At 65.8% G+C, this 22,680-nt stretch carries 19 protein-coding genes; 9 read left to right on the top strand and 10 right to left on the bottom strand.

What is annotated here, in order from left to right:
* Positions 1–38: 38 nt before the first annotated feature.
* The 3 genes from CHB99_RS21270 to CHB99_RS21260 all read right to left on the bottom strand — a co-directional run bounded on the left by CHB99_RS21270 (position 39) and on the right by CHB99_RS21260 (position 3,635).
* Positions 39–2,339: a TonB-dependent receptor gene (locus CHB99_RS21270; RefSeq protein ID WP_170946403.1), complete on the bottom strand. Its 2,301-nt coding sequence runs from the start codon at positions 2,337–2,339 to the stop codon at positions 39–41.
* 117 nt (positions 2,340–2,456) lie between these two features.
* A complete protein-coding gene (locus CHB99_RS21265) occupies positions 2,457–3,224 on the bottom strand; it encodes an energy transducer TonB family protein (RefSeq protein WP_042122028.1) in 768 nt (255 codons plus the stop codon).
* Between the two features lie 3 nt (positions 3,225–3,227).
* Positions 3,228–3,635, bottom strand: a complete 408-nt coding sequence (locus CHB99_RS21260) for an ExbD/TolR family protein (protein ID WP_042122026.1) — start codon at positions 3,633–3,635, stop codon at positions 3,228–3,230.
* 398 nt (positions 3,636–4,033) lie between these two features.
* Here CHB99_RS21260 and aphA point away from each other — a divergent pair, with 398 nt between their 5' ends.
* Positions 4,034–4,675 carry an acid phosphatase AphA gene (gene aphA, locus CHB99_RS21255; RefSeq protein WP_052419374.1) on the top strand — a complete coding sequence of 214 codons (642 nt, stop codon included), beginning with the start codon at positions 4,034–4,036 and terminating at the stop codon, positions 4,673–4,675.
* A gap of 42 nt (positions 4,676–4,717) precedes the next feature.
* Here aphA and CHB99_RS21250 read toward each other — a convergent pair whose 3' ends face one another.
* From CHB99_RS21250 to CHB99_RS21225, 6 genes are all read right to left on the bottom strand, one after another.
* A complete protein-coding gene (locus CHB99_RS21250; RefSeq protein ID WP_042122024.1) occupies positions 4,718–5,980 on the bottom strand; it encodes an FAD-dependent oxidoreductase in 1,263 nt (420 codons plus the stop codon).
* Between the two features lie 3 nt (positions 5,981–5,983).
* Positions 5,984–7,561 (bottom strand): aldehyde dehydrogenase (NADP(+)), encoded by a 1,578-nt coding sequence (locus CHB99_RS21245; RefSeq protein WP_042122021.1) that lies wholly within the window; start codon positions 7,559–7,561, stop codon positions 5,984–5,986.
* 92 nt (positions 7,562–7,653) lie between these two features.
* The gene (locus CHB99_RS21240) at positions 7,654–8,601 is read right to left on the bottom strand and encodes a dihydrodipicolinate synthase family protein (RefSeq protein ID WP_042122020.1); all 948 of its coding nucleotides are present in this window, start codon (positions 8,599–8,601) and stop codon (positions 7,654–7,656) included.
* Between the two features lie 143 nt (positions 8,602–8,744).
* Positions 8,745–9,671, bottom strand: a complete 927-nt coding sequence (locus CHB99_RS21235) for a 4-hydroxyproline epimerase (RefSeq protein ID WP_042122017.1) — start codon at positions 9,669–9,671, stop codon at positions 8,745–8,747.
* 33 nt (positions 9,672–9,704) lie between these two features.
* A complete protein-coding gene (locus CHB99_RS21230) occupies positions 9,705–10,718 on the bottom strand; it encodes an Ldh family oxidoreductase (protein ID WP_042122016.1) in 1,014 nt (337 codons plus the stop codon).
* 17 nt (positions 10,719–10,735) lie between these two features.
* Positions 10,736–12,364 (bottom strand): APC family permease, encoded by a 1,629-nt coding sequence (locus CHB99_RS21225; protein WP_042122014.1) that lies wholly within the window; start codon positions 12,362–12,364, stop codon positions 10,736–10,738.
* 463 nt (positions 12,365–12,827) lie between these two features.
* On the opposite strand from CHB99_RS21225, the gene CHB99_RS21220 reads away from it, so the two are divergent.
* On the top strand, positions 12,828–13,616 hold the full coding sequence (locus CHB99_RS21220; RefSeq protein WP_042122012.1) for an AraC family transcriptional regulator: 789 nt from the start codon (positions 12,828–12,830) through the stop codon (positions 13,614–13,616).
* Positions 13,617–13,633: 17 nt separating this feature from the next.
* Here the strand turns inward: CHB99_RS21220 and CHB99_RS21215 are convergent, their stop codons facing one another.
* Positions 13,634–13,873: a hypothetical protein gene (locus CHB99_RS21215; RefSeq protein ID WP_042122010.1), complete on the bottom strand. Its 240-nt coding sequence runs from the start codon at positions 13,871–13,873 to the stop codon at positions 13,634–13,636.
* 570 nt (positions 13,874–14,443) lie between these two features.
* Between CHB99_RS21215 and CHB99_RS21210 the strand changes: the two genes are divergently transcribed.
* The 7 genes from CHB99_RS21210 (at position 14,444) to cheB (ending at position 22,638) form a co-directional block, all read left to right on the top strand.
* Positions 14,444–15,118 carry a tellurite resistance TerB family protein gene (locus CHB99_RS21210; protein ID WP_042122008.1) on the top strand — a complete coding sequence of 225 codons (675 nt, stop codon included), beginning with the start codon at positions 14,444–14,446 and terminating at the stop codon, positions 15,116–15,118.
* A gap of 137 nt (positions 15,119–15,255) precedes the next feature.
* Positions 15,256–16,878 (top strand): methyl-accepting chemotaxis protein, encoded by a 1,623-nt coding sequence (locus CHB99_RS21205; protein WP_042122006.1) that lies wholly within the window; start codon positions 15,256–15,258, stop codon positions 16,876–16,878.
* A gap of 7 nt (positions 16,879–16,885) precedes the next feature.
* Complete coding sequence (locus CHB99_RS21200) at positions 16,886–17,413, top strand: chemotaxis protein CheW (protein WP_042122004.1); 528 nt, start codon at positions 16,886–16,888, stop codon at positions 17,411–17,413.
* On the top strand, positions 17,410–18,681 hold the full coding sequence (locus CHB99_RS21195; protein ID WP_042122002.1) for a CheR family methyltransferase: 1,272 nt from the start codon (positions 17,410–17,412) through the stop codon (positions 18,679–18,681). Before CHB99_RS21200 ends, CHB99_RS21195 begins: the two co-directional genes overlap by 4 nt.
* Positions 18,678–19,337, top strand: a complete 660-nt coding sequence (locus tag CHB99_RS21190; RefSeq protein ID WP_042121999.1) for a chemotaxis protein CheW — start codon at positions 18,678–18,680, stop codon at positions 19,335–19,337. Before CHB99_RS21195 ends, CHB99_RS21190 begins: the two co-directional genes overlap by 4 nt.
* Complete coding sequence (locus CHB99_RS21185) at positions 19,334–21,628, top strand: hybrid sensor histidine kinase/response regulator (RefSeq protein WP_042121997.1); 2,295 nt, start codon at positions 19,334–19,336, stop codon at positions 21,626–21,628. Before CHB99_RS21190 ends, CHB99_RS21185 begins: the two co-directional genes overlap by 4 nt.
* Positions 21,625–22,638 (top strand): chemotaxis response regulator protein-glutamate methylesterase, encoded by a 1,014-nt coding sequence (gene cheB / locus CHB99_RS21180; RefSeq protein WP_042121995.1) that lies wholly within the window; start codon positions 21,625–21,627, stop codon positions 22,636–22,638. The genes CHB99_RS21185 and cheB overlap by 4 nt, the downstream gene beginning before the upstream one ends.
* The last annotated feature ends 42 nt before the right edge of the window (positions 22,639–22,680 follow it).

The raw sequence follows: 22,680 nt of genomic DNA, 5'->3' as shown, positions 1-22,680 counted from the left end.
ATGGCCGGGACCGGCGTGATCGCCGGCCCCGGAGGGTTTCAGAAGTTGGCTTCCACGGAGAGCGCGACGGTCTGCTCTTCGCCGATGGTGTAGTACGGGGTCTGCGCGCCGGCGAAGGACGCGCCGTTGCCGTTGTAGCGCACCGAGTTGAAGACGGTGGTCTGCACGCCGGAGAGGTACTCGCGGTTGAACACGTTGTTCAGCGACAGGCGCACGGTGGCGTCCTTGACGAACTTCTTGTTCACCGGCAGGCGGTAGCCGACGTTCATGTCCACAGTGGTGTAGTGCGGGATGCTCTGGTTGTTGGTCAGGTCGCCGAACTGGTTGTCGACGAACTTGCCGATGACGTTGCCGTAGAAGCGCCCGTCGTCGTAGCCCAGGCTCAGGTTGAACAGGTTCTTCGGCACACCAGCGATCTGCTTGCCCTTGGTCGGCACGTACACGCCGTAGTAGAGGGTGTCGTTCTGCTGTTCGGCCTCGGTGTAGGTGTAGGAGGCGTAGTAGTTGAAGTTGTGTGGCAGCAGGCCGCTGAACTCAAGCTCTACACCGCGGTTCTCGACCTTGCCGACGTTGAGCATCTCGTATTCGCCGGTCACCTCGTCGCGGCTCGATACCTGGCGATCCTTGAACTTGAGGTAGAACAGGGTGGCCGACAGCGCCATGTCGTCGGTCGCGTAGCGCCAGCCGAGTTCCTGGTTCCAGCTCAGTTCGGGCTTGAGGCTGATCGAGTCCGCGGTGTTGTAGAGCACGTAGTTCGGCGGCGTGCGCATGTTCCGGGTGATGTTGTAGAACGCCTGGTGTTCCTCGTTGACCTGGTAGCGCGCGCTGAAGCTCGGGAGGAACTGGTGGTAGGTCTTGTCGCGCTTCTCCGGTTTGTCGTTCAGGCTGGCCTTCATGTCGCCGTCACGCTTGGAGTGCTCGTAGGCGATGCCGGCGGTCAGGGTCAGGTCGGGTGTTGCGCTCCAGGTGTCCTGGAGGAACAGCTTGTGCACCGGGGTGACGGTGAAGTAGTTGCGGCCTTGCACGACATTGCCCTTGGCGTCGCGGACCTGGTTGCCGCTTTCATAGTCGCCCCAGATGTCCGTCGGGCTGCCATCGGCCTTGAGCGGGATGAACGGCTGGGTCTGGCGCTGGCGGGCGCGCTCGTACCAGTAGCCGACATCGATGGTGTGCTCGTCGTTGAACGCCCAGCTCAGCTTGGTGTTGATCCCCGGACGCCAGGTCTCGGTCCAGGAGGGACGGTAGTAGCGGCCGCTGACCGGATCGCGGTCGGCGTTGTACTGGGCGTTGGTCTTCAGGTTGCTGAAGTCGTAGTTGCCGGAGCTGCTGGTGGTGCGGTTGAGGATGGCCGGCGAGCCGAAGGCGCGGTAGCTGCCGCCGTTGGCCCAGTAGTAGTAAGGGGCGACGGTCAGTTGCAGGTCATCGCGTAGCTGCCAGCGGCTGGTCAGCGAGGCGGTCACGGTTTCGAACGGGTTGACGCTGGTCTTGTAGCTGGCGGTGGTGAGCTTGCCGGTGGTCGGGTTGTAGGTCGGCACGTTGGGGAAGTCGTAGTCGTGGTCCGACTTGTACTGCGCCAGGCTCGGGGAGACGTAGTTGTAGTTTTCCTGCTTGTGGTACTTGATGATGCCGTTGATCGAGTTGCCTTCGCCGAACTTGAACAGGCTGTTGAGTTCGAACTTCTCGGCATCCAGGTCGCCTTTGCCTTTCCATTTGTCGCTGTTGGTTTTCGACGCGGAAATGTAGTTGCTCAGGCCGTTGTATTCGCCGGTGTTCAGGCGCACGAAGGTCTTGGTCAGGTTGTTGCTGCCGACGGTCTGCTTGAAGAACACTCCGGCGTCCTTGGTCGGGGCCATCGACACCAGGCCGATATTGCCGCCGCTGGAACCGATATGCGGTGCGTCCAGTTCGGAAGAGCCCTGGGTGAGGAAGACTTCCTGGAGGTTTTCCGGGTCGCCCAGCAGGTTCGGGTACACGGCGTAGTTGCCCGAATCGTTGATCGGCACGCCGTCCATGGTCATGCCGATCTGGTCGGAGTTCATGCCGCGCATGGTGAAGTTGAAGCCGGAGAGGCCGCTGCTGTCGTCACTGGAGACGTTGATGCCGGGGGTGTATTTCAACTTGTCGATGCCGTTGCCGGTCGGCGACATCTTTTCCAGGGCTTCCCTGGTCACGGTGGAGCGTGCCTTGGCCGCTTCTTCCTGGATCATCTGGCCATTGCCGACGGTCTGGCCGGTCACGTTCACCTGACCGACATCCACGGAATCCTGCGCCAGGGCCGAGGCAGTCCAACTGCCGCAACCTACAGCCAACATCATGACGAACAGCCGATCGAGTTTCACCGAGCTTCCCTCCCATATCTGAATGTGGTTTGTGTCGAAGACAGGTTTCGGGTTTCCGCGGGCAGCCGCCCGCGCGACGCCAGGGGTGGGGCGTCGGCGGGCAGCGTTCCTTGGAAACTAGTTTTCTATGTTGTAAACAAGCGTCGCGATAAAACGGTACTTATCCCTGCCCTCGAAAACCGCGTCGGGAAAGGGCCTTACTTGCTCGATCCGGCGCAGACTGGTTTGCGCCGCCTTGTTCAGCAGCATGTTCGCTGCCTTTTTCTCGATCCCTGAGTCGAGCACTTTTCCTCCCCGGTCGATCAGCAGCCAGACCACGACGTTGCCTTCCGGGCGTTGCAGCGAGGCCTCGCGGCCGCGCGGGTATTGCTTGTACTTCTCCAGCTCCCCGTGCAGGGCAGCGATATAGCTGTTTTCCAGTGCCGCCACGTTGACCGCGGGAGCCGCCGGGGGTGGTGGCGGGGCGGGCCTGGCGACCACCGGCGTCGGGGCCGGTTTGCTCGGTGCCGGTGGGGTGACCGGCTGGGGCGGCGCGGGGGTGGGCGCCGGCTTTGCTGCGACTTGCGGTTTCGGCTTCGCTGGCTGCGGCCTGGGCTCAGGCGGCTTGGGCTTGGGCTTGGGCGGCGGCTCCGGTATCTCCACTAGCGGTTCCGGGTCGGGCTCCGGCAGTGGCTCGGGCTCAGGCTCGGGTTCCGCTGGCGGCGGAGGTGGCGGTGGTTCCGGCTGCAACTCGGCCGGATCGATCAGTGCCACCTCCACGGTGCTTTCGTCGTATTTCGGGGTGATCTTCAGCTCCGCCTTCAAGGCGCTCTGCACGGCCACCATCAACAGGCAGATCGCCGGCAGGCACGCGAGGACTTTTCGCGATTTGAACAGGGCCGACATGACTTACAGCTTTCGCGTGGCGATGGAGACGGAAGAAAAGCCGTTGCTCTTGAGCAGGTCCATCACTGCCACGAGCCGACCCACTTCGACGACCTGATCGCTGTTGAGGATGATCACCAGCTTCTCGCTGCTGTTCTCCAGCGACTTCAATTGGCGGACCAGTGCGTCTTCGCGCAGGTCCTGGCCGTCCAGTTGCAGGCGGTCGTTCACGCCGAGGGTGATGACTGCCTTGTTCTGCGGCTTCAACTGCTGGGCATGGGCGGCGCCGGGCAACTGGGTCTTGATGCCCAGGGCCGGAATCACGTTCAGGCTGATCAGCACGAAAAACACCAGCAGGAACATCATCACGTCGATCATCGGAATGATCTCGATGTGCAGGCGTTTCTTTTTCGGTTCTTCCCAACTGCGCATGGCTTTGGCTCTCCAGCTTCTTCGTCGGTCGAGCCTCGCTGGCAGGACGACTCGGATGTGAATGTGAGAGCCCCGTCACGCAAATTCGAAAGCTGTCACTTGTGTCAGGAACACCCTATGGGCAAGAAGTTACAATTTGATTAAGTGGCGAAATGCCAGGTCGTGAGCGCTCCGGACGAGCGGATTTAGCGGATGAAATGGGGCTATTGGCGAGTTTAAACCGGGAAGTTGCTCGCAAAATCAGCATTTGAGAACGAGTTTCCAGCATTTGGTCGCGGTTCGAGCAGGCGGGACGAGGTTTGAAATATAACTGACACTGCTGTCAGGTATTAAGGTTCGCTCCGTGAATGCTGACAGTGCTGTCAGGACTTGTGCTTTCTTCGACCCATGAGGTTTTCGTGCGAATTTTCCCCACCACCCTGGCCGTCGTGCTGGCCGTTTCGCTGCTGGGCTGTTCCGCGCCGGCGGAGCAGCGCGAGGTACGCTGGATCACCCTCGAGCAGTTGTTCGCCAGCCTGGGCAACACGGCGCCGATGGCGGTCGGCTTCGATGTCGATGACACCGTGCTGTACTCCAGCCCGTGTTTCTACGAAGGGCAGCAGACGTATTCGCCGGGCAGCAACCAGTACCTGCAGAACATGGCGTTCTGGGCGCGAGCTAATGGCGGCTGCGACCGCTACTCGATTCCCAAGGATGTGGCGCGGGCCTTGATCGCCGCGCATCAGCGACGCGGGGACACCCTGTATTTCATCACCGCGCGACCGCGGACCGAGGGTGAGCAACTGACCGGGATCCTGCGGCAGACCTTCGCCATCGAGGACATGCAGCCGGTGGTGTTCAGCTCGGGGCCGGACAAGACCCGGTTTATCCGTGACCGGGGTTTGCGGGTGTACTACGGGGATTCCGACAACGACATCACCTCGGCCCGCGATGCCGGCGCGCGGCCGATCCGGGTGATGCGGGCGAGCAACTCGACCAATCAGCCGCTGCCGGTGAACGGGGCACTGGGGGAGGAGGTGCTGATGGACTCGGAGCACTGACGCAGGTGCAGCAAGGTCGGTGTGGGAGGTGTTTCCGGTGTGTCAGAACCGTCCCAACCGATACCGCTCGTACCCCGGCAGCCCAGCCACTTCGGCACCGACCAGTCCTGCCACCATCTCTGCCGTCACTGCCGCCTGGGTCAGTCCCAGGTGCTGATGCCCGAAGGCCAGCAGCACTTTGCCGTCGCCTACCCGGTCGATCACCGGTAGCGAATCCGGCAACGACGGCCTGAAGCCCATCCATGGCGTGGCATCGCCGACATCCAGTTCACGCTTGAACAGGCCCTGGCTCAGGTGCTGCAGCTGCCACGCCCGGCCCATGTTCGGCGGGCTGCGCAAACCCGCGAACTCGACTGTGCCGGCCAGGCGCAAACCACCCGCCATCGGCGTCATGATGAACTTGCGTTCCAGCGAGGTGACCGCGAACGGCAGCCGTCCATGTTCCCTGGGCAGCATCAGGTGATAGCCGCGTTCGGTGTCCAGCGGTATGCGCTTGCCGGTCAGGGCTTGGGTCAACTCAGCCGAATGCGCGCCACAGGCGATCAGCACCTGTTTCGCGCTCAGCTCGCCCTGATCGGTATGCAGCGCAACACCATCGGCCGTCACCCGGCCACCGCGCACGTCACGCCGGATGAAGCGCACGCCGATCGCCCGCGCGGCTTCGTACAGCGCCTGTACCGCCTGGTGCGGATCGAGAAAGTGCCCGGTGGCGGGGAAGAACAGCCCGCCCAGCAGGTGCTCGCTGAGTTGCGGCGCAGCCGCCTTCACCGCCTCCGCCGGCCAGTGCTCCACTGCCACGTTCTGCTGGCGCATGCGCGCCTGCAGGGCGTCGATGAGCGGCCGCGATTCCGGCTTTTCGAACACCAGCAGCGAGCCGTCCTCGCGCAGCAATTCGTCCTGGCCGATGGAGCCCAGCAGCCGTTGCCACGCCGCCAGGCTGGTTTCGTTCAGCGCGCGCAGGCCGGCCACGCTGCGGCGAAACGGCGTCGAGCGCAGGTTCAGCAGCAGCCGGACGAACCACGGCAGGGCCCTGGGCAGGTACTTCCAGTCCAGGCGCAGTGGCCCCATGGGGTCCATGAGCATGGCCGGCAGACGCTTGAGAATCGACAGGTCGGCAATGGGAAATACCTGTTCGGTGGCCAGGTGCCCGGCGTTGCCGAACGACGCGCCCATCCCCGGCGCCTGCCGATCCAGCAGCACCACCCGCTTGCCCTGCCGCGCCAGTTGCAGCGCGCAGGCGACACCGACGATGCCGGCGCCGACCACGGCAATATCCAGATCATTGGAAGTGAACGTCGTGCCCATGCTTCACGCTTCTCTCTGGCCGTCGAGCAGACGCCGCAGGTGCAAGGGATTGCCATGCTGCAGGGCGGCCGGCAGCAGGCTGTCGGGAAAGTCCTGGTAGCACACCGGACGCAGGAATCGCTGGATCGCGGCGGTGCCCACCGAGGTGCTGCGGGCATCGGCGGTGGCCGGGAACGGTCCGCCGTGAACCATCGCGTCGCAGACTTCCACACCGGTCGGCCAGGCGTTGACCAGCAGGCGCCCGGCCTTGCGCTCGAGGACCGGCAACAGCGCGCGGGCGGCATCCAGGTCGGCGTCATCCAGGTGCAGCGTAGCAGTCAGTTGCCCTTCCAGATGCTCGGCGACGTCGCGGATCTCCGCCTCGTCGGCGCAGGTCACCACCAGCGAGGCGGAGCCGAAGACCTCGCCGCGCAGGCGCGGGTCGTCGAGGAAGTTGCGCGCCGAGGTGACGAACAGATGAGTCTGGCACTGGTTCGGACCATCGCCGACCAGGCCCGCCGCCGCGGTATCGGCATTGGGGTTGGCGCTGAGGTCTTCGACCCCGTTGCGGTAGGCGCTGTAGATGCCCGGGGTGAGCATGGTCTGGGCCGGGCTCTGCCAGATGTGCTGGGCGGCGCTGGCGATGAAGCGGTCGAGGTCCGGTCCCTGGCGGGCGATGACCAGGCCGGGGTTGGTGCAGAACTGGCCCGCGCCCTGGTTCAACGAGGCGACGAAGCCCTGCGCCAGCGCCTCGCCACGGGCCTGCAAGGCCGCGGGGAAGAGCAGCACCGGGTTGATCGAGCTCATTTCGGCGTACACCGGAATCGGTTCGGGACGCGCCTGGGCCGCCTGGCACAGGGCGATGCCACCGCTGCGCGAACCGGTGAAACCCACTGCCTTGATCCGCTCGTCGCAGACCAGGGCGATGCCCACCTCACGACCGGAACCGTAGAGCAGCGAGAACACCCCCTCCGGCAGCTCGCACTGTTTCACCGCACGGGCGACGGCCTGGCCGACCAGTTCGCTGGTGCCGGGGTGCGCACCGTGGGCCTTGACCACCACCGGGCAGCCAGCGGCCAGGGCCGAGGCGGTATCGCCACCGGCCACGGAGAACGCCAAGGGGAAGTTGCTGGCGCCGAACACCGCCACCGGGCCCAGCGCGACCTGGCGCTGGCGCAGGTCGGCGCGGGGTAGCGGCTGGCGCTCGGGCAGCGCATTGTCGACGCGCACATCGAGCCATTCGCCGGCGCGCACGGTACGGGCGAAGGTGCGCAACTGGCCGCAGGTACGGCCGCGCTCGCCCTGGATGCGCGCCCGCGGCAGGCCGCTTTCGGATACCGCGCGGTCGATCAGTTCGTCACCGAGGGCTTCGATCTGCGCGGCGATGGCTTCGAGAAACGCCGCACGGGCGTCGAGCGAGGTTTCCCGGTAACGGTCGAAGGCCGCCCAGGCCAGGGCGCAGGCCTGCTCCACATGAGCGAGGGTACCGCCCAGCCAGGCCGGCTCGAGGGTCAGGTTGGTGGCCGGATCGATCGCCCGGATGGCTTCGCGGCTGCCGGCAACGGCTTGCTGGCCGATCAGCATGGTGCCTGTCAGGGTCATGGCGCCTCCTGAAAAGAATGCGTGGCCGAGTGCGCGACGACACGCCGCGCGCTCGGCGAGAAAAGAAGCGACGCGCAACGCGCCGCGAGGGGTCAGACCAGGTTGTGCCGGGTCGACCAGTTGGCGTACCAGGCACGGAACAGCGCGTACTGGGTTTGCGCGTAGTTGCGCTGGGCATCGCTGAGCACATCGCTGGCGTTGAAGTGCAGGGTGTATTCCAGGTCGCCGTTGATGACCATCAGGTACTTGTAATACAGCACCAGGTCGCAGCCTTCGTCGAAGGACGACAGCACGTTCAGCGCCTCGGACAGCTCCAGCGCGCGGCTGCGCGCGTCGGCGTCACCCTTGGCGGCGCGCTTGCTCAGCTCGACCAGCAGCAGGACTTCGCGCGGCAGGGCGTTGCCGATACCGGTGATGGCCCCGGTGGCGCCGCAGTTGACGAAACCGTGCACCACCTGGGTATCGACGCCGGCCATGAGGATCACCTCATCGTCCTGCGAGGTGATGTGTTCGGCGGCGTAGCGCATGTCGGCGGCGCCGCCGAACTCCTTGAAGCCGATCAGGTTCGAGTACTTGCGGCGCAGCTTGAAGAACAGCTCGGCGCGGGTGGCGAAGCCGTAGTACGGACTGTTGTAGATCACCGCCGGCAGGTTCGGCGCGGCTTCGAGGATGGCCGCGAAGTGGGCTTCCTGCGCCGCTGGCGAGGCACCGCGGGACAGCACGCGAGGGATCACCATCAGGCCGTGGGCACCGACCTTGGCGGCATGGGCGGCATGGGACACGGCCTCGCGGCTGTTGACCGCGCCGGTGCCGACGATGGTCGGCACGCCGGCGGCGACCAGGCGCGCCACGCCTTCCTGGCGCTCGGCTTCAGTCAGCAGCGGCCAGTCGCCCATGGAGCCGCAGTAGACCACGGCGCTCATGCCGATCTCGATCAGTTCCTTGCCCTTGCGCACCAGGGCGTCGAAGTCCGGCTTGCGCTCGGCGGTGCAGGGGGTCATCAGGGCGGGGATGGTGCCGGTGAAGATGTTGGTGGTCATGCGGGTGTTCCTTCTGGTTTCAATTAGGGGGTGGGCTTGCGGGCCTCATCGCTGGCAACGCCAGCTCCCACAGGCGCTGCGGTGCATGCGATCGCTGTGGGAGCTGGCTTGTCGGGGCGCCGAACCGCAGCGATGGGGGCGACTCAGATGCCCCAGGCAAACGGGTCGGTTTCATCGATCAGCAAAGTGCTGTCGGCGGTCATGTAGGCCTTGCCGGTAATGAACGGGCGAATCCGCTCGCCCTCCCATTCGAAGCGGCCGTCGAAACGGCTTCCGGTGATGCTGGCCTGGACCCAGGTGTCCCCGGCGGCGAGCTTGCCGTCGGCGGCCAGGCAGGCCAGCTTGGCGCTGGTCCCGGTGCCGCAGGGCGAGCGGTCGTAGGCCTTGCCCGGGCACATGACGAAGTTGCGGCTGTCGGCTTCGGCGTCGTCGGCGAACAGCTCGACATGGTCGATCAGTGCCCCGCCCTCGCCGGTGATGCCCTGCTCTTCCAGGGCGCGGAGCATCTTCCAGGTCAGCTCGGTGAGCCGCTCGACGTTGTCCAGGCGCAGGTCCTGGCCATGCTCGGAAACCAGGAAGAACCAGTTGCCGCCCCAGGCGATATCGCCGAGGAAGCGCCCATACCCCGGCACCTCCACCGCGACCTGCTGGCGGTAGCGGTAAGAGGGCACGTTGCCCACGGTCACCGTGCCGTCGTCGTGCAGGGTGGCGCTGACCTGGCCCACCGGCGTGTCGATGCGGTGCACGCCCGGCGCGATCAGGCCCAGGTGCTGCAGCGAGTTGACCAGGCCGATGGTGCCGTGGCCGCACATGCCCAGGTAGCCGGCATTGTTGAAGAAGATCACGCCACAGGTGGCATCGGCCGAAACCGGCTCGCAGTAAAGCGCACCGACCAGCACGTCGTTGCCGCGGGGCTCCAGCAGGCAGGCGCGGCGCCACGGGTCATGCTGCTCGCGCAGGGCGTCGCGTTTCTCCGCCATGCTGGCCCCGGCCAGGGACGGGAAGCCCTTGAGCACCAGGCGTGTCGGTTCGCCGCCGGTGTGTGAATCGATGACATGGATCTGTTTCATGAAGCTGTCCCCTTCGTGAATTGTTTTTATGGGTCAGGCCATCAGGCCGTGAATATCGTTGAGCAGGCCTTGCTCGACCCAGACGCCTTCGGCCTCGGCGCGCCGGCGAGCGGCAAAGCGCCGTTGCGAGGGCAGGCGCGCGCCCTGGTCGGTGATCGCGGCGAACAGCCGTTCGGCGCGCTGCTGCCCGGCGACCAGGTCGGTGCCGGCGAAGCGTTGCGGGTCGAAGGCCAGCAGCAGTTCGCCATGGCACGGCGTGGCCCCGGCGCCGGCATCGAAGGCCAGGGAATCGGCGCTGGTCAGGTCGCCGATCAGCGCCCCGGCCAGCAGTTCGATCATCGCGGCCAGGGCCGAGCCCTTGTGACCGCCGAAGGTCTGCATGGCACCGTCGAGCACGGCGCGGGCGTCGGTGCTCGGCGTGCCCTCGGCATCCACGCCCCAGCCCAGCGGAATCGCCTTGCCCTGACGGGCATGCAGTTCGATATCGCCACGGGCGATGGCGCTGGTGGCGAAGTCGAAGACAAACGGCTCCTGTCCCGCCCGTGGCCAGGCGAAGGCCAGCGGGTTGGTACCGAACACGCCACGGCTGCCCCCCTCCGGCGCCACCCAGGCATGACTCGGGGTCATCGCCAGGCCGACCAGGCCGTGGCTGGCGATGGCCTCGACTTCCGGCCACAGCGCCGAGAAGTGAAAGCAGTTGCGGATCGCCAGGGCGGCGACGCCCTGTTCGCGGGCCTTCTCGACCAGCAGCGGCAGCCCCTGCTCGAAGGCCAGCAACGAATAGCCGTGGTGCGCATCGACCTTGACGATCGACGGCGCCGGCTGGCTCAAGGTCGGCCGCGCCAGCGCATCGACCTTGCCCGAGCGCAGCGAACGCACGCACACCAGCACCCGATACAGGCCGTGGGAATGGCACTCGTCGCGCTGGCCCTGGGTGATCACCGCGGCGATCGCCCGGGCATGGTCTTCACCCATGCCGTTGGCGGTCAGGGCACGCAGCGCCAGGTCGAAGACCTGCTGCAGGCTGAGGTTGATACGTTCGCTCATCGTGCTGGCTCCGCGTCTCAGGACAACTGGGCACGGGCGCCCGCCGGGGCTGCCACGTCGCCGTGCTCGATTTCGCTTTCGGCGTCTTCGGCATCCAGGCGCACCAGGTGTGCCGGTACGCCGGTGGCCGCGCCCCAGTAGTAGATGCCCAGGGCACACAGGGCCACGACCACAGTGTCGAACGGATGGCTGATGACGCCCATGCCGCCGAAGCTGCCCAGCCAGGACAGGAGGATGGTCACCGCGTAGAAACCGATCAGCCAGGCCGAGGAGCGCACCTGCTGGGCCAGGCTCAGGTGCATGGTCGGCACGAAGCGGCCGCACAGCAGGTAGATGACGAACATCAGGATCTGCAGGCTGAGCAGCCAGGACACCGTCTTCCAGCCGGACCAGTAGACGATCAGCGCGGCGATGATGAACGACAGCGGACCGAGCAGGCCCATATGCCGAACGCGGAACGGACGCACCAGCTCAGGGGCATTGCGGCGCAGCGCGGCGACGGTTACCGGGGCCACGGCGTAGCTGAGGATCAGCGCCGCGGACACCACGTTGATCAGCGCTTCCCAGGACGGGAACGGCAGGGTCCAGAACACCGACAGACCGAAGGTCAGCCACAGCGCCGGACGCGGGATACCGGACTTCTCGTCGATACGGGTGAAGACACTGAAGAATGTCCCGGTGCGGGCCCAGCCGTAGACCACGCGCGGGGTGGCGTTCATGTAGATGTTGCCGCAGCCGCTCGGCGAGATGACCGCGTCGGCCACCACCAGCCAGGCCAGCCAGCCAACCCCGAGGGCGATGGCGATATCGCGGTACGGCAGCGCCAGTTCCTTGGTCACCCCGGCCCAGCCGTTGGCCAGCATCTCGGTGGGCACGCCGCCGAGGAAGGCGATCTGCAGCAGCGCGTAGATCGCGGTGGACAGCAGCACCGAAAGGATCAGCGCGATGGGGATGGTGCGTTGCGGGTTCTTCACTTCCGAGGCCACCGAGATGATCGGCGTCAGGCCCAGGTAGGCGAAGATGATGCCCCCGGCCGAAACCGCCATTTCAATGCCGGACAGGCCGAACGGGGCGAAGCCGTGGGAGGTGAAGTTCTCCGGCTTGAAGAAGGTGAACAGCACGCCGATCACCAGCAGCGGGACGATGAACTTGAACACGCTGACCAGGTTGTTGGACTTGGCGAAGGTCTTCACGCTGTTGTAGTTCAGGGCGAAGAACAGGCACAGCAGGCCGAACTGCACCAGCCAGCCGAGGACGGTCGGATCGCTGGAGCCGGCCTTGGTCAGTTCGGGAAACCAGGCCGCGGCGTACTGCCGGGCGGCGACCACTTCGATGGCCACCAGGCTGGAGAAGGCGATCAGGGTGATGAAGCCCATCAGGTAGCCGAGCAGCGGACCGTGGGAATACACCGGGTAACGCACCACGCCACCGGCCCGGGGCAAGGCCGCACCCAGCTCACAGTAGACGATGCCCAGCAGCAGCACGGCGAAACCGCCGAGCAGCCAGGAGAAGATCCCGGCGGGACCGGCGATGGCGGACACATGACTGGCGGCGAACAGCCAGCCCGAACCGAAGATGGCTCCCAGTCCGATAAAGGTGAGGTCTATCAGTGAAAGTTGTTTCTTGAACTTGCCTTTGCCTGACATGGGCGTCGCCTTCTTGTGGGTTATTGGATAGGCAGAATGGATGTCGTTGCGGCACGGTCGCGGGGATCACCTGCAGGCCGTGAGTACGGCTGTGGGCAGCCGCGTTTTTTATAAAGGTCCGTCTTCAAGAGTCATTGTCTTGCGATCGCCGGACACACTTCTGGCGACCCTTCACGCACTTTCGCCGACCCGTAGCCGAAATTTCCGACGACCCGGTCGATGGGCAATACAGTGGACTCATCGGCGCGTCGGCGCTTGATGGTTTTCTTCAAGGAAGATGACGAAATCAGCACAGTTAGGAAATTTCCCTATGACTCTTCGGAAATTTTCTGAAGCCTTGCAAGCCACGCTCCATAAGGCATGCAGCAAGGCTCGACAGCGCGTCCGGGCTGCGGCAAGCTGCCCCGCGCTTGCCGCTTCGCTGCGAGTTTTTACCAGTCGGTCAACAACGGGAGTGACGCACATGAACCCCAGCGCCTTTGCCATCCTCTGCCAGGGCAACCCCGAGCAGCGTCCGCGGAGCATCGAAGAGCTGTTGTCCGGCCTGGCCTTCCTGCTGCCGTTGTTCGATGCCATTCCCAATGCCACGGTGTTCATCAAGGACCTGCAGGCGCGCTACCTGCTGGCCAACCTGGCGCTGGTCCAGCGTTGCGGGCTGAAGCACATGAAACAGATGCTCGGCAAGACCAGCGCCGAGGTGTTTCCCTCGCAGCTCGGCCCCGGCTATACCGAGCAGGACCGGCGCGTGCTGGAAGAAGGACGGGTACTGGAAGACCAGCTGGAACTGCACCTGTACGGCACCCGCGAGCCGGGCTGGTGCCTGACCCACAAGCGGGCGCTGTACAACCGCGATGGCGACATCATCGGCCTGGCCGGGATCTCCGTGGACCTGCAGTCAGCCAGCGACACGCACCCGGCCTACCAGCGCCTGGCCGCGGTGGACAAATACATTCGCGGCAACTTCCACCGCTCGGTGACCCTGGGCGAGCTGACGAAGATCGCTGGCATTTCCGTGGCGCAGCTGGAGCGCTACTGCAAGCGGGTATTCCACCTGACGCCGCGGCAACTGATCCACAAGGTACGCCTGGAGCACGCCCATCGCCTGCTGCACACCGACCTGCCGATCACCGAGGTGGCGCTGCAGTGCGGGTATACCGATCACAGCGCGTTCACCCGGCAGTTCAGGGTGCTGACCGGGTTTACCCCGACGCAGTATCGGCAGGCGACCGGGGTCATCAGAGAGCGCCGCTGAGCGGCGATGGCATCACGTCAGACCGGCACGCTCACCGTCGAGCGCGACAACGCCACCGTCAGCAACGCCTTGCAGATCCGCATGTCCAGCAGCGCATCACTGAGCATTCGCTGATGCTTCACGCTGGTGTGAGCGGGCAGATAGGAGGTGAGGGCGATGGCCTTCTTCAGATGGTCCTCGGCACGGCGGAGCGCGTCTTCATGGGACAGGCCGGGACCGACGCAGAGGATGGGGGGATCGGGGACTGGCTTTTTCATGGTTTCGGGTCTCGGAAATTGAGGGTCGAAAAACCACGATTCGCTGCTAAACGAAGGGTGGCGACTGTACGCGGGTTAGCAGACCGAGCTCCGAAACCCAATACCCGGCGCACCAGAAGGTGCCCACGCGCACAGCCGCCATAAACATGGTTGCTGGTAGATTTCGAAAACGGCGGACTGCTAAATCCGGTCGTTGATTTGGCAACGACCGACGCAGACTAGGCACCCTTTCCAGGCCACGCAACCGATAAGCGGGCCGGGGAGTATGCTTGGGAAATTGCCTACAAGAAAGTCGGAGATCGGTGAACGTTCCGAGCTTTATGCGACATTTTGTGCCTGACTTTCCTTACCGAAAGATGGCCGGTTCCGGACGGGGTCGATCAAGGGAAGGCCGTGGATCAATGCCCGAAATCCGCGGAAATATAATTTCCTCAAGCCCGGATAAAACCACCGGCTAGCATCGGCTTCTTATCCATCAGTATTTTCCCTATTGATCAGGTCGATTTTCAGACAGTCATCAATGAACTTTCATCGATGCAAATCCGAAAACTCCACCTCAGGAGGCGTGCAATGAATACCCGCGGGTTACTCGATCAACTGCTCAAGTCCGGCCAGGACCTGCTGCAGAAACAGAGCGGTGGTGCCTCGAAGAGCACAGGAGGCCTCGGCGGCCTGCTTTCCGGTGTCGGTGGCGGGGCCGCGGCGGCGGGGGCCCTGGGGTTGTTGCTGGGCAGCAAGAAGGCCCGCAAGTACGGCGGCAAGGCGCTGACCTACGGCGGCCTCGCCGCCCTCGGCGTGCTGGCCTACAAGGCTTACGGCAACTGGCAGGCGCAGCAGGCCGCGGCGCCCAGGGGCGAACCGCAGACCGTCGACCGGCTGCCGCCGGCCCAGGCGGAGCAGCACAGCCAGGCGATCCTCAAGGCCCTGGTGGCCGCGGCCAAGGCCGACGGGCATGTGGATGAGCGCGAGCGCGAGTTGATCGAGGGCGAGTTCGTCAAGCTGTCCGGCAACGACCACGAATTGCGCGGCTGGCTGCACGCCGAGCTGAACAAGCCGCTGGACCCGAGCGATGTGGCCCGCGCCGCCGGCAGCGCGGAGATGGCCGCGGAAATGTACCTGGCCAGCGTCATGCTGGTGGACGAGGAGCATTTCATGGAACGCGCCTACCTCGACGAACTGGCGCGGCAACTGCGCCTCGACCCGATGCTCAAGAACGAGCTGGAAAAGCAGGTTCGCACGACCTGAGTCAATAAAATGGGCAGATGGCCACTTACGTAGTCATTTTGCCCATTCAAACCTGTAGGATCAGTCCCATAGTCGTGTAGGTCGTGGGCTATAATCAGCCCATTTTTCCTGCCGCGTACATCGCTTGAGGGCTGATTGTGAAGAACTGGACATTGCGCCAACGGATCCTGGCAAGTTTCGCCGTGATCATCGCCATCATGTCGCTGATGGTCATCGCCGCGTATTCGCGTCTGCTGGCCATCGAGGAAAGCGAGCAGGACGTCCGTTCCGACAGCATTCCCGGCGTTTACTACAGCTCGATGATCCGTAGCGCCTGGGTCGACAGTTTCGTGCAGACCCAGCAACTGCTCGGACTGAGCAACCAGCGCGACATCACCGATGCCGACCTGACCCTGTACAAGGCCAACGAAGACCGCCTGCGCCAGCAGATGGACAACTACCGCAAGACCATGAACGACGCCGAGGACATGGCCAACTTCGAGACCTTCAACGGCCTCGTGCAGAACTACCAGGCGGCCCTCGCCTCGGTACTGAATGCCTATCGCAAGAAGGACTACGCCGAGGCCCAGCGCCTGCTGCTGGCCGAGATGGCGCCGGCCTGGAGCGAGGGCCGCAAGCATCTCAACGGTCTGATCGACTGGAATCGCCGCTACGCCGATCACGCCACCGACGAAATCGTCGCCGCCGTGGCCACGGCCAAACTGAGCATGGGCATTTCCCTGGCCCTGGCGATCATCGCCGCGGCCATCTGCGGCTTGTTGCTGATGCGTGTCATCACCGAGCCGATGCAACGTATCGTGCGGGCCCTCGAAGTCCTGCGCGGCGGCGACCTCAGCGTGCGCATGGACCTGGCGCGCAACGACGAGTTCGGCGCGGTGGAGACCGGTTTCAACGAGATGGTCAGCGAGCTCACCGGCCTGGTGTCCCAGGCCCAGCGCTCGTCGGTACAGGTCACCACCTCGGTGACCGAGATCGCCGCCACCTCCAAGCAGCAACAGGCCACCGCCACCGAGACCGCCGCGACCACCACCGAGATCGGCGCGACCTCGCGGGAAATCGCCGCCACCTCGCGCGACCTGGTGCGGACCATGACCGAAGTGACGTCCGCCGCCGACCAGGCCTCGGTGCTCGCCGGTTCCGGCCAGCAGGGCCTGGCGCGGATGGAAGAAACCATGCACCAGGTGATGGGCGCCGCCGACCTGGTCAACAACAAGCTGGCAATCCTCAACGAGAAGGCCGGCAACATCAACCAGGTGGTGGTGACCATCGTCAAGGTCGCCGACCAGACCAACCTGCTGTCCCTCAACGCCGCCATCGAGGCGGAGAAGGCCGGGGAATACGGTCGCGGCTTCGCCGTGGTGGCCACCGAGGTGCGCCGCCTCGCCGACCAGACCGCGGTGGCGACCTACGATATCGAGCAGATGGTCCGCGAGATCCAGTCGGCGGTGTCCGCCGGGGTGATGGGCATGGACAAGTTCTCCGAAGAAGTGCGTCGCGGCATGTTCGAGGTGCAGCAGGTCGGCGAGCAACTGAGCCAGATCATCCATCAGGTCCAGGCCCTGGCGCCGCGGGTGCTGATGGTCAACGAGGGCATGCAGGCCCAGGCCACCGGCGCCGAGCAGATCAATCACGCCCTGGCTCAGCTCAGCGACGCCAGCAGCCAGACCGTGGAGTCGTTGCGCCAGGCCAGTTTCGCCATCGACGAGTTGAGCCAGGTCGCGGTCGGTCTGCGCGGCGGTGTGTCGCGGTTCAAAGTCTGACGTGGCGATGAACGATCTCAAGCCCCGCCACAACCAGGACGTGGCCAGCCAGGGGCGCCTGTTCTTGGTGTTCCGCGTCGGCGGCGAGCGCTTTGCCCTGGATACCCGGGAAATTGCCGAGGTGCTGCCGCGCCTGCCGCTCAAGCCCATCGCCCAGGCCCCGGACTACGTCGCCGGGGTGCTGGCCCACCGTGGCGCGCTGGTGCCGGTGATCGACGTCAGCGCCCTCAGCTTCGGCCTGCCCGCGCCGCAGCGCACCAGCACACGCCTGGTGCTGGTGCATTACCGGGTCGATCCGTCGCGTCCGGAGCTGTTGCTCGGGCTGATTCTCGAACAGGCCAGCGATACCCTGCGCTGCGATCCCGCGGAGTTCCGGCCCTACGGTGTCGACAACCGCGAGGCGCCGTATCTCGGCCCGGTCCGCGAGGACGCCCAGGGGCTGCTGCAGTGGATCGGGGTGCAGGACCTGCTCAGCGACGCGGTCCGCGCCTTGCTGTTTCCGCCTGACGGACGAGCCCTCGAGGTGTCGGTATGAGCATCGAACAGCGCTTCTTTCGTTTTCTTCAGGAACGCATCGGCCTGGATGTCGCCTCGGTCGGCGAGCCGATGGTCGAGCGCGCCCTGCGCCAGCGTTGCGCGGCCCTGGCCGCCGTCGACCTCGATGACTACTGGCTGCATCTGCAGCAGTCGCACCAGGAGCAGCAGGCCCTGATCGAAGCGGTGATCGTTCCGGAGACCTGGTTCTTCCGCTACCCGGAGTCGTTCACCGCGCTGGTGGAGCTGGCGCGCAAGCGCCAGGTGGAGCTGGGCGGGGTGCGCCCGCTGCGGATCCTCAGCCTGCCCTGTTCCACCGGCGAGGAACCCTATTCCATTGCCATGGCCCTGCTCGATGCCGGTGTGCCGCCCCACGCCTTTCGCGTCGATGCGCTGGACATCAGCCCCAATTCCATCGGCCGCGCCCAGCGTGCGCTGTACGGGCGCAATTCGTTTCGCGGCAGCGACCTGGCGTTTCGCGAACGGCATTTCAGCGAGAGCGAGGATGGCCATCGCCTCGGCGAGCGGGTCCAGAAGCAGGTGCAGTTCGAAGTCGGCAATGTCCTCGACCCGGCGCTGCTGGCGCGGGAGGGCAGCTACGACTTCGTGTTCTGTCGCAACCTGCTGATCTATTTCGACCTGGCCACCCAGCAGCGGGTGTTCGAGGTCCTGAAGAACCTGACCCATGCCGATGGCGTGCTGTTCATCGGTCCGGCCGAAGGCAGCCTGCTGGCGCGGATGGGCATGCGCCCGCTGGGCATCGCCCAGTCGTTCGCCTACGTGCGCCTGGTGCCGGCGCAACCCGTTCCGGGCAGGCCCGTGGTAGCCATCCCGGCGGTCGCGCCAGCAGCGCCGCCACCCCGGCCGGCGGCACTGGCGCCGCCCCCTCGGCGTTCGCTGGTCGCACCCGCGCCAGCGGCGAGTCGCGCGGTGCTCCCGGAGCGCAACGAACAGGCCGCGCAACTGCTGGCGCAGATCGCCGCGCTCGCCAACGGCGGCAACAGCGCCGAGGCCCGCGCCGCGTGCCAGCGCTACCTGAAGCAATTCGAGCCCTCGGCCCAGGTGTTCTACTGGCAGGGCCTGCTCAGCGACACCGCCGGCGACAGCGCCGACGCCATCAGCCAGTACCGCAAGGCGCTCTACCTCGAACCGCAGCACCCCGAGGCGCTGGCGCACCTGGCGGCGTTGCTGGCCTCCCAGGGCGATACCGTGGGCGCCCGGCGCCTGCAGGAGCGCGCCGCGCGCCGTGAGCGGGAGGCTGATCGATGATCGATGGCATCAACATGCTGACCGGCGACGTCGAGCATATCGACGACTGCTGGAACCGTATCGGCGTGCATGGCGACAAGAGCTGCCCGCTGCTCGCCGAGCACGTGCACTGTCGCAACTGCGCGGTATATGCCGCGGCCGCCACGCGCCTGCTGGACCGCTATGCCCTGGCCCAGGACGCGCATGTCCGCGACACCGCCGAGGAGCAGGTCGAGCACGGGCCGTCGTTGCTGCTGTTCCGCCTCGGCGAGGAATGGCTGGCCCTGGCCACCCGCTGTCTGGCCGAGGTCGCACCGCTGCAGCCGGTGCATTCGCTGCCGCACCAGCGTTCGCGGGTACTGCAGGGGGTGGCCAATGTGCGCGGTGCGCTGGTGCCGTGCCTGTCCCTGATCGATCTGCTCGGTCTCGAACTGACCCCGGCGGCGGTCAATTCCGCCCGGGTCATGCCGCGCATGCTGATCCTCGCGGCCAAGGGTGGCGCGGTGGTCCTGCCGGTGGACGAAGTCGACGGTATCCACGCCCTCGACCAGCACCTGCACGGCGAGGCCGGCCATGAAAACCGCTTTACCCGTCAGGTCCTGCAGTGGCGCGGGCGAAGCGTGCGAATTCTCGATGAAGACCAGGTGTTGTCCGCAGTCGACCGGAGCCTTTCATGACCCCAGAGCAAATGCGCGATGCCTCGCTGCTGGAGCTGTTCAGCCTGGAGGCCGAGGCCCAGACCCAGGTGCTCAGCGCCGGGCTGCTGGCACTGGAGCGCAATCCGACCCAGGCCGACCAGCTCGAAGCCTGCATGCGCGCCGCGCACTCGCTCAAGGGCGCGGCGCGGATCGTCGGCATCGATGCCGGGGTCAGCGTCGCCCATGTCATGGAGGATTGCCTGGTCGAAGCGCAGGAAGGGCGCCTGCGCCTGCGTCCGGAACATATCGATGCCTTGCTCCAGGGCACCGACCTGCTGATGCGCATCGCCACGCCGGGGGATGCCGCCGTCGACGCGGCGGTGCAGGCGTTCCTGGTGCAGGTGGCCAGTCTGTTGCAGCCCGGTGCGGTGGTTGCACCGGCGCCCCTGGTCGCGCCGAGCGTGGCGCCGCTGGTCGAGCCCGAGCCGCTGCCCGCGCCCGTGGTTCCCGAGCCTGACGTCGAGGCCGAAGCCGAGCCGGAACCCGAGCCGCGCCCGCCACGCAAGGGCAAGAGCGCCGAAGGCGGCGAGCGTGTGCTGCGGGTCACCGCCGAACGCCTCAACAGCCTGCTCGACCTGTCCAGCAAGGCGTTGGTGGAAACCCAGCGGTTCAAGCCGTTTCTCGCCACGCTGCAGCGTCTCAAGCGGGTGCATGGGCAGAGCATGCGCGCCCTTGACGGGCTCAAGGCGCAGATCGAGGCGGGAGAGCAGGGCGATGAGGTCCGTGAAGCCCTGGCCCTGACCCAGCAATTGCTGGGCGAGGCGCAGCAGATGCTGATGCAGCAGGTGACCGATTTCGACGAATTGGGCTGGCAGGCCGGGCAGCGCGCGCAATTGCTCTACGACACCGCGCTGGCCTGCCGCATGCGCCCGTTCGCCGATGTCCTCACCGGGCAGAGCCGTATGGTCCGCGATCTCGGCCGCTCCCTGGGCAAGCAGGTGCGCCTGGAGATCGAGGGCGACAAGACCCAGGTCGATCGCGATGTCCTGGAAAAGCTCGAAGCGCCGCTGACCCACTTGCTGCGCAACGCTGTCGACCACGGCATCGAAATGCCCGAGCGGCGCCTGCTGGCGGGCAAGCCGAGCGAGGGCAGCATTCGCCTGCGTGCCTCGCATCAGGCCGGACTGCTGATTCTCGAACTCAGCGACGACGGTGGCGGGGTCGATCTCGAACGCCTGCGTCGCAGCATCGTCGAGCGCAACCTGTCGCCCGCCGAGACCGTGGCGCAGATGAGCGAGGCGGAACTGCTGACCTTCCTCTTCCTGCCCGGCTTCAGCCTGCGCGACAAGGTCACCGAGGTGTCCGGTCGCGGCGTCGGCCTGGACGCGGTGCAGCATATGGTCCGCCAGTTGCGCGGACAGATCGAGATGACCCAGAGCGACGGCCAGGGCAGCCGCTTCCACCTGGAAGTGCCACTGACCCTGTCGGTAGTGCGCAGCCTGGTGGTGGAAGTCAGCGGCGAAGCCTATGCCTTCCCCCTGGCCCATATCGAACGCACGCTGGAGCTGCCGCCCGAAGCCATCGTGCAGATCGAGGGGCGCCAGCAGTTCTGGCACGAGGCGCGGCATATCGGCCTGGTCTCGGCCAGTCAGTTGCTCAACCGTCCGGTCAGCCAGAACAGCGAGCAGAGCATCAAGGTTGTGGTGATCCGCGAGCGTGACACCCTCTACGGCGTGGCCGTGGACCGCCTGATCGGCGAGCGGGTGCTGGTGGTGATGCCGCTGGACGCGCGCCTGGGCAAGATCCAGGACATCTCCGCCGGTGCCCTGCTGGACGACGGCTCGGTGGTGTTGATCGTCGACGTCGAGGACCTGCTGCGTTCGGTGGAAAAGCTCCTCAGCACCGGGCGCCTGGAGCGTATCGAGCGCCGCGGCGCGGCCCGCGAAGTGGCGCGCAAGCGTGTGCTGGTGGTGGACGACTCGCTCACCGTGCGCGAGCTGCAACGCAAGCTGCTGAGCAACCGCGGCTACGAGGTGGCGGTGGCGGTGGATGGCATGGACGGCTGGAACGCCTTGCGCAGCGAGGATTTCGACCTGCTGATCACCGACATCGACATGCCGCGCATGGACGGTATCGAGCTGGTCACGCTGCTGCGCCGCGACAGCCGTCTGCAATCGCTGCCGGTGATGGTGGTGTCGTACAAGGATCGCGAGGAAGATCGGCGGCGCGGGCTGGACGCTGGCGCCGACTATTATCTGGCCAAGGCCAGCTTCCATGACGATGCCTTGCTGGATGCCGTGGTCGAATTGATCGGGGGAGCGCAGGGATGAAGATCGCTATCGTCAACGACATGCCGCTGGCCGTCGAGGCCCTGCGCCGGGCGCTGGCCTTCGAGCCGGCGCACGAGGTGATCTGGGTCGCCAGCGACGGTGCCGAGGCGGTGCGCCGCTGCGCCGAGCAGCCCCCCGACCTGCTGCTGATGGACCTGATCATGCCGCAGATGGACGGGGTCGAGGCGACGAAGCGGATCATGGCCGAGTCGCCCTGCGCTATCGTCATCGTCACCGTCGATCGCCGGCAGAACGTGCACCGGGTGTTCGAGGCCATGGGCCATGGCGCCCTCGATGTGGTCGACACCCCGGTGCTCGGCGGCGGCGACCCGAAGGAGGCGGCGGCGCCGTTGCTGCGCAAGATCCTCAACATCTCCTGGCTGATCGGTCAGCAACGTGCCAGCAGCGTGCGTCCGGTCTCGGCGCCGTTGCGCCAGGCCGCGCAGCGCCAGGGCCTGGTCGCGATCGGTTCGTCGGCGGGCGGGCCGGCGGCCCTGGAAGTCCTGCTCAAGGGGTTGCCCAAGGCGTTTCCGGCGTCCATCGTGCTGGTCCAGCACGTCGACCAGGTGTTCGCCGCGGGCATGGCCGAATGGCTCAGCAGCACCTCCGGCCAGTCGGTGCGCCTGGCCCGCGAGGGCGAGCCACCGCAACCAGGTCAGGTCCTGCTGGCCGGCACCAACCACCACATCCGCCTGCTCAAGGACTGCACCCTGGCCTATACGGCGGAGCCGGTGAACGAAATCTATCGCCCCTCGATCGACGTGTTCTTCGAGAGTGTGGCGCGGTTCTGGCGTGGCGATGCGGTGGGCGTGCTGCTCACCGGCATGGGCCGCGATGGCGCGCAGGGGCTCAAGCTCATGCGCGAGCAGGGCTTCCTGACCATTGCCCAGGACCAGCAAAGCAGCGCGGTGTACGGCATGCCCAAGGCGGCCGTCGCCATTGATGCAGCCGTGGAAGTGCGTCCGCTGGAGCGGATCGCCCCACGACTAATGGAATTTTTCCCGAAATGACGATATGTATTCAGCCACGCCGGCCAGCCGGCAGTGCCCAGG

The sequence above is a fragment of the Pseudomonas japonica genome, assembly GCF_900188455.1.
GTDB classification, from domain to species: Bacteria; Pseudomonadota; Gammaproteobacteria; order Pseudomonadales; family Pseudomonadaceae; genus Aquipseudomonas; species Aquipseudomonas japonica.
The sequence above is the reverse complement of the archived record's forward strand: the minus strand, read 5'-3'. Positions and strand labels throughout refer to the sequence as shown.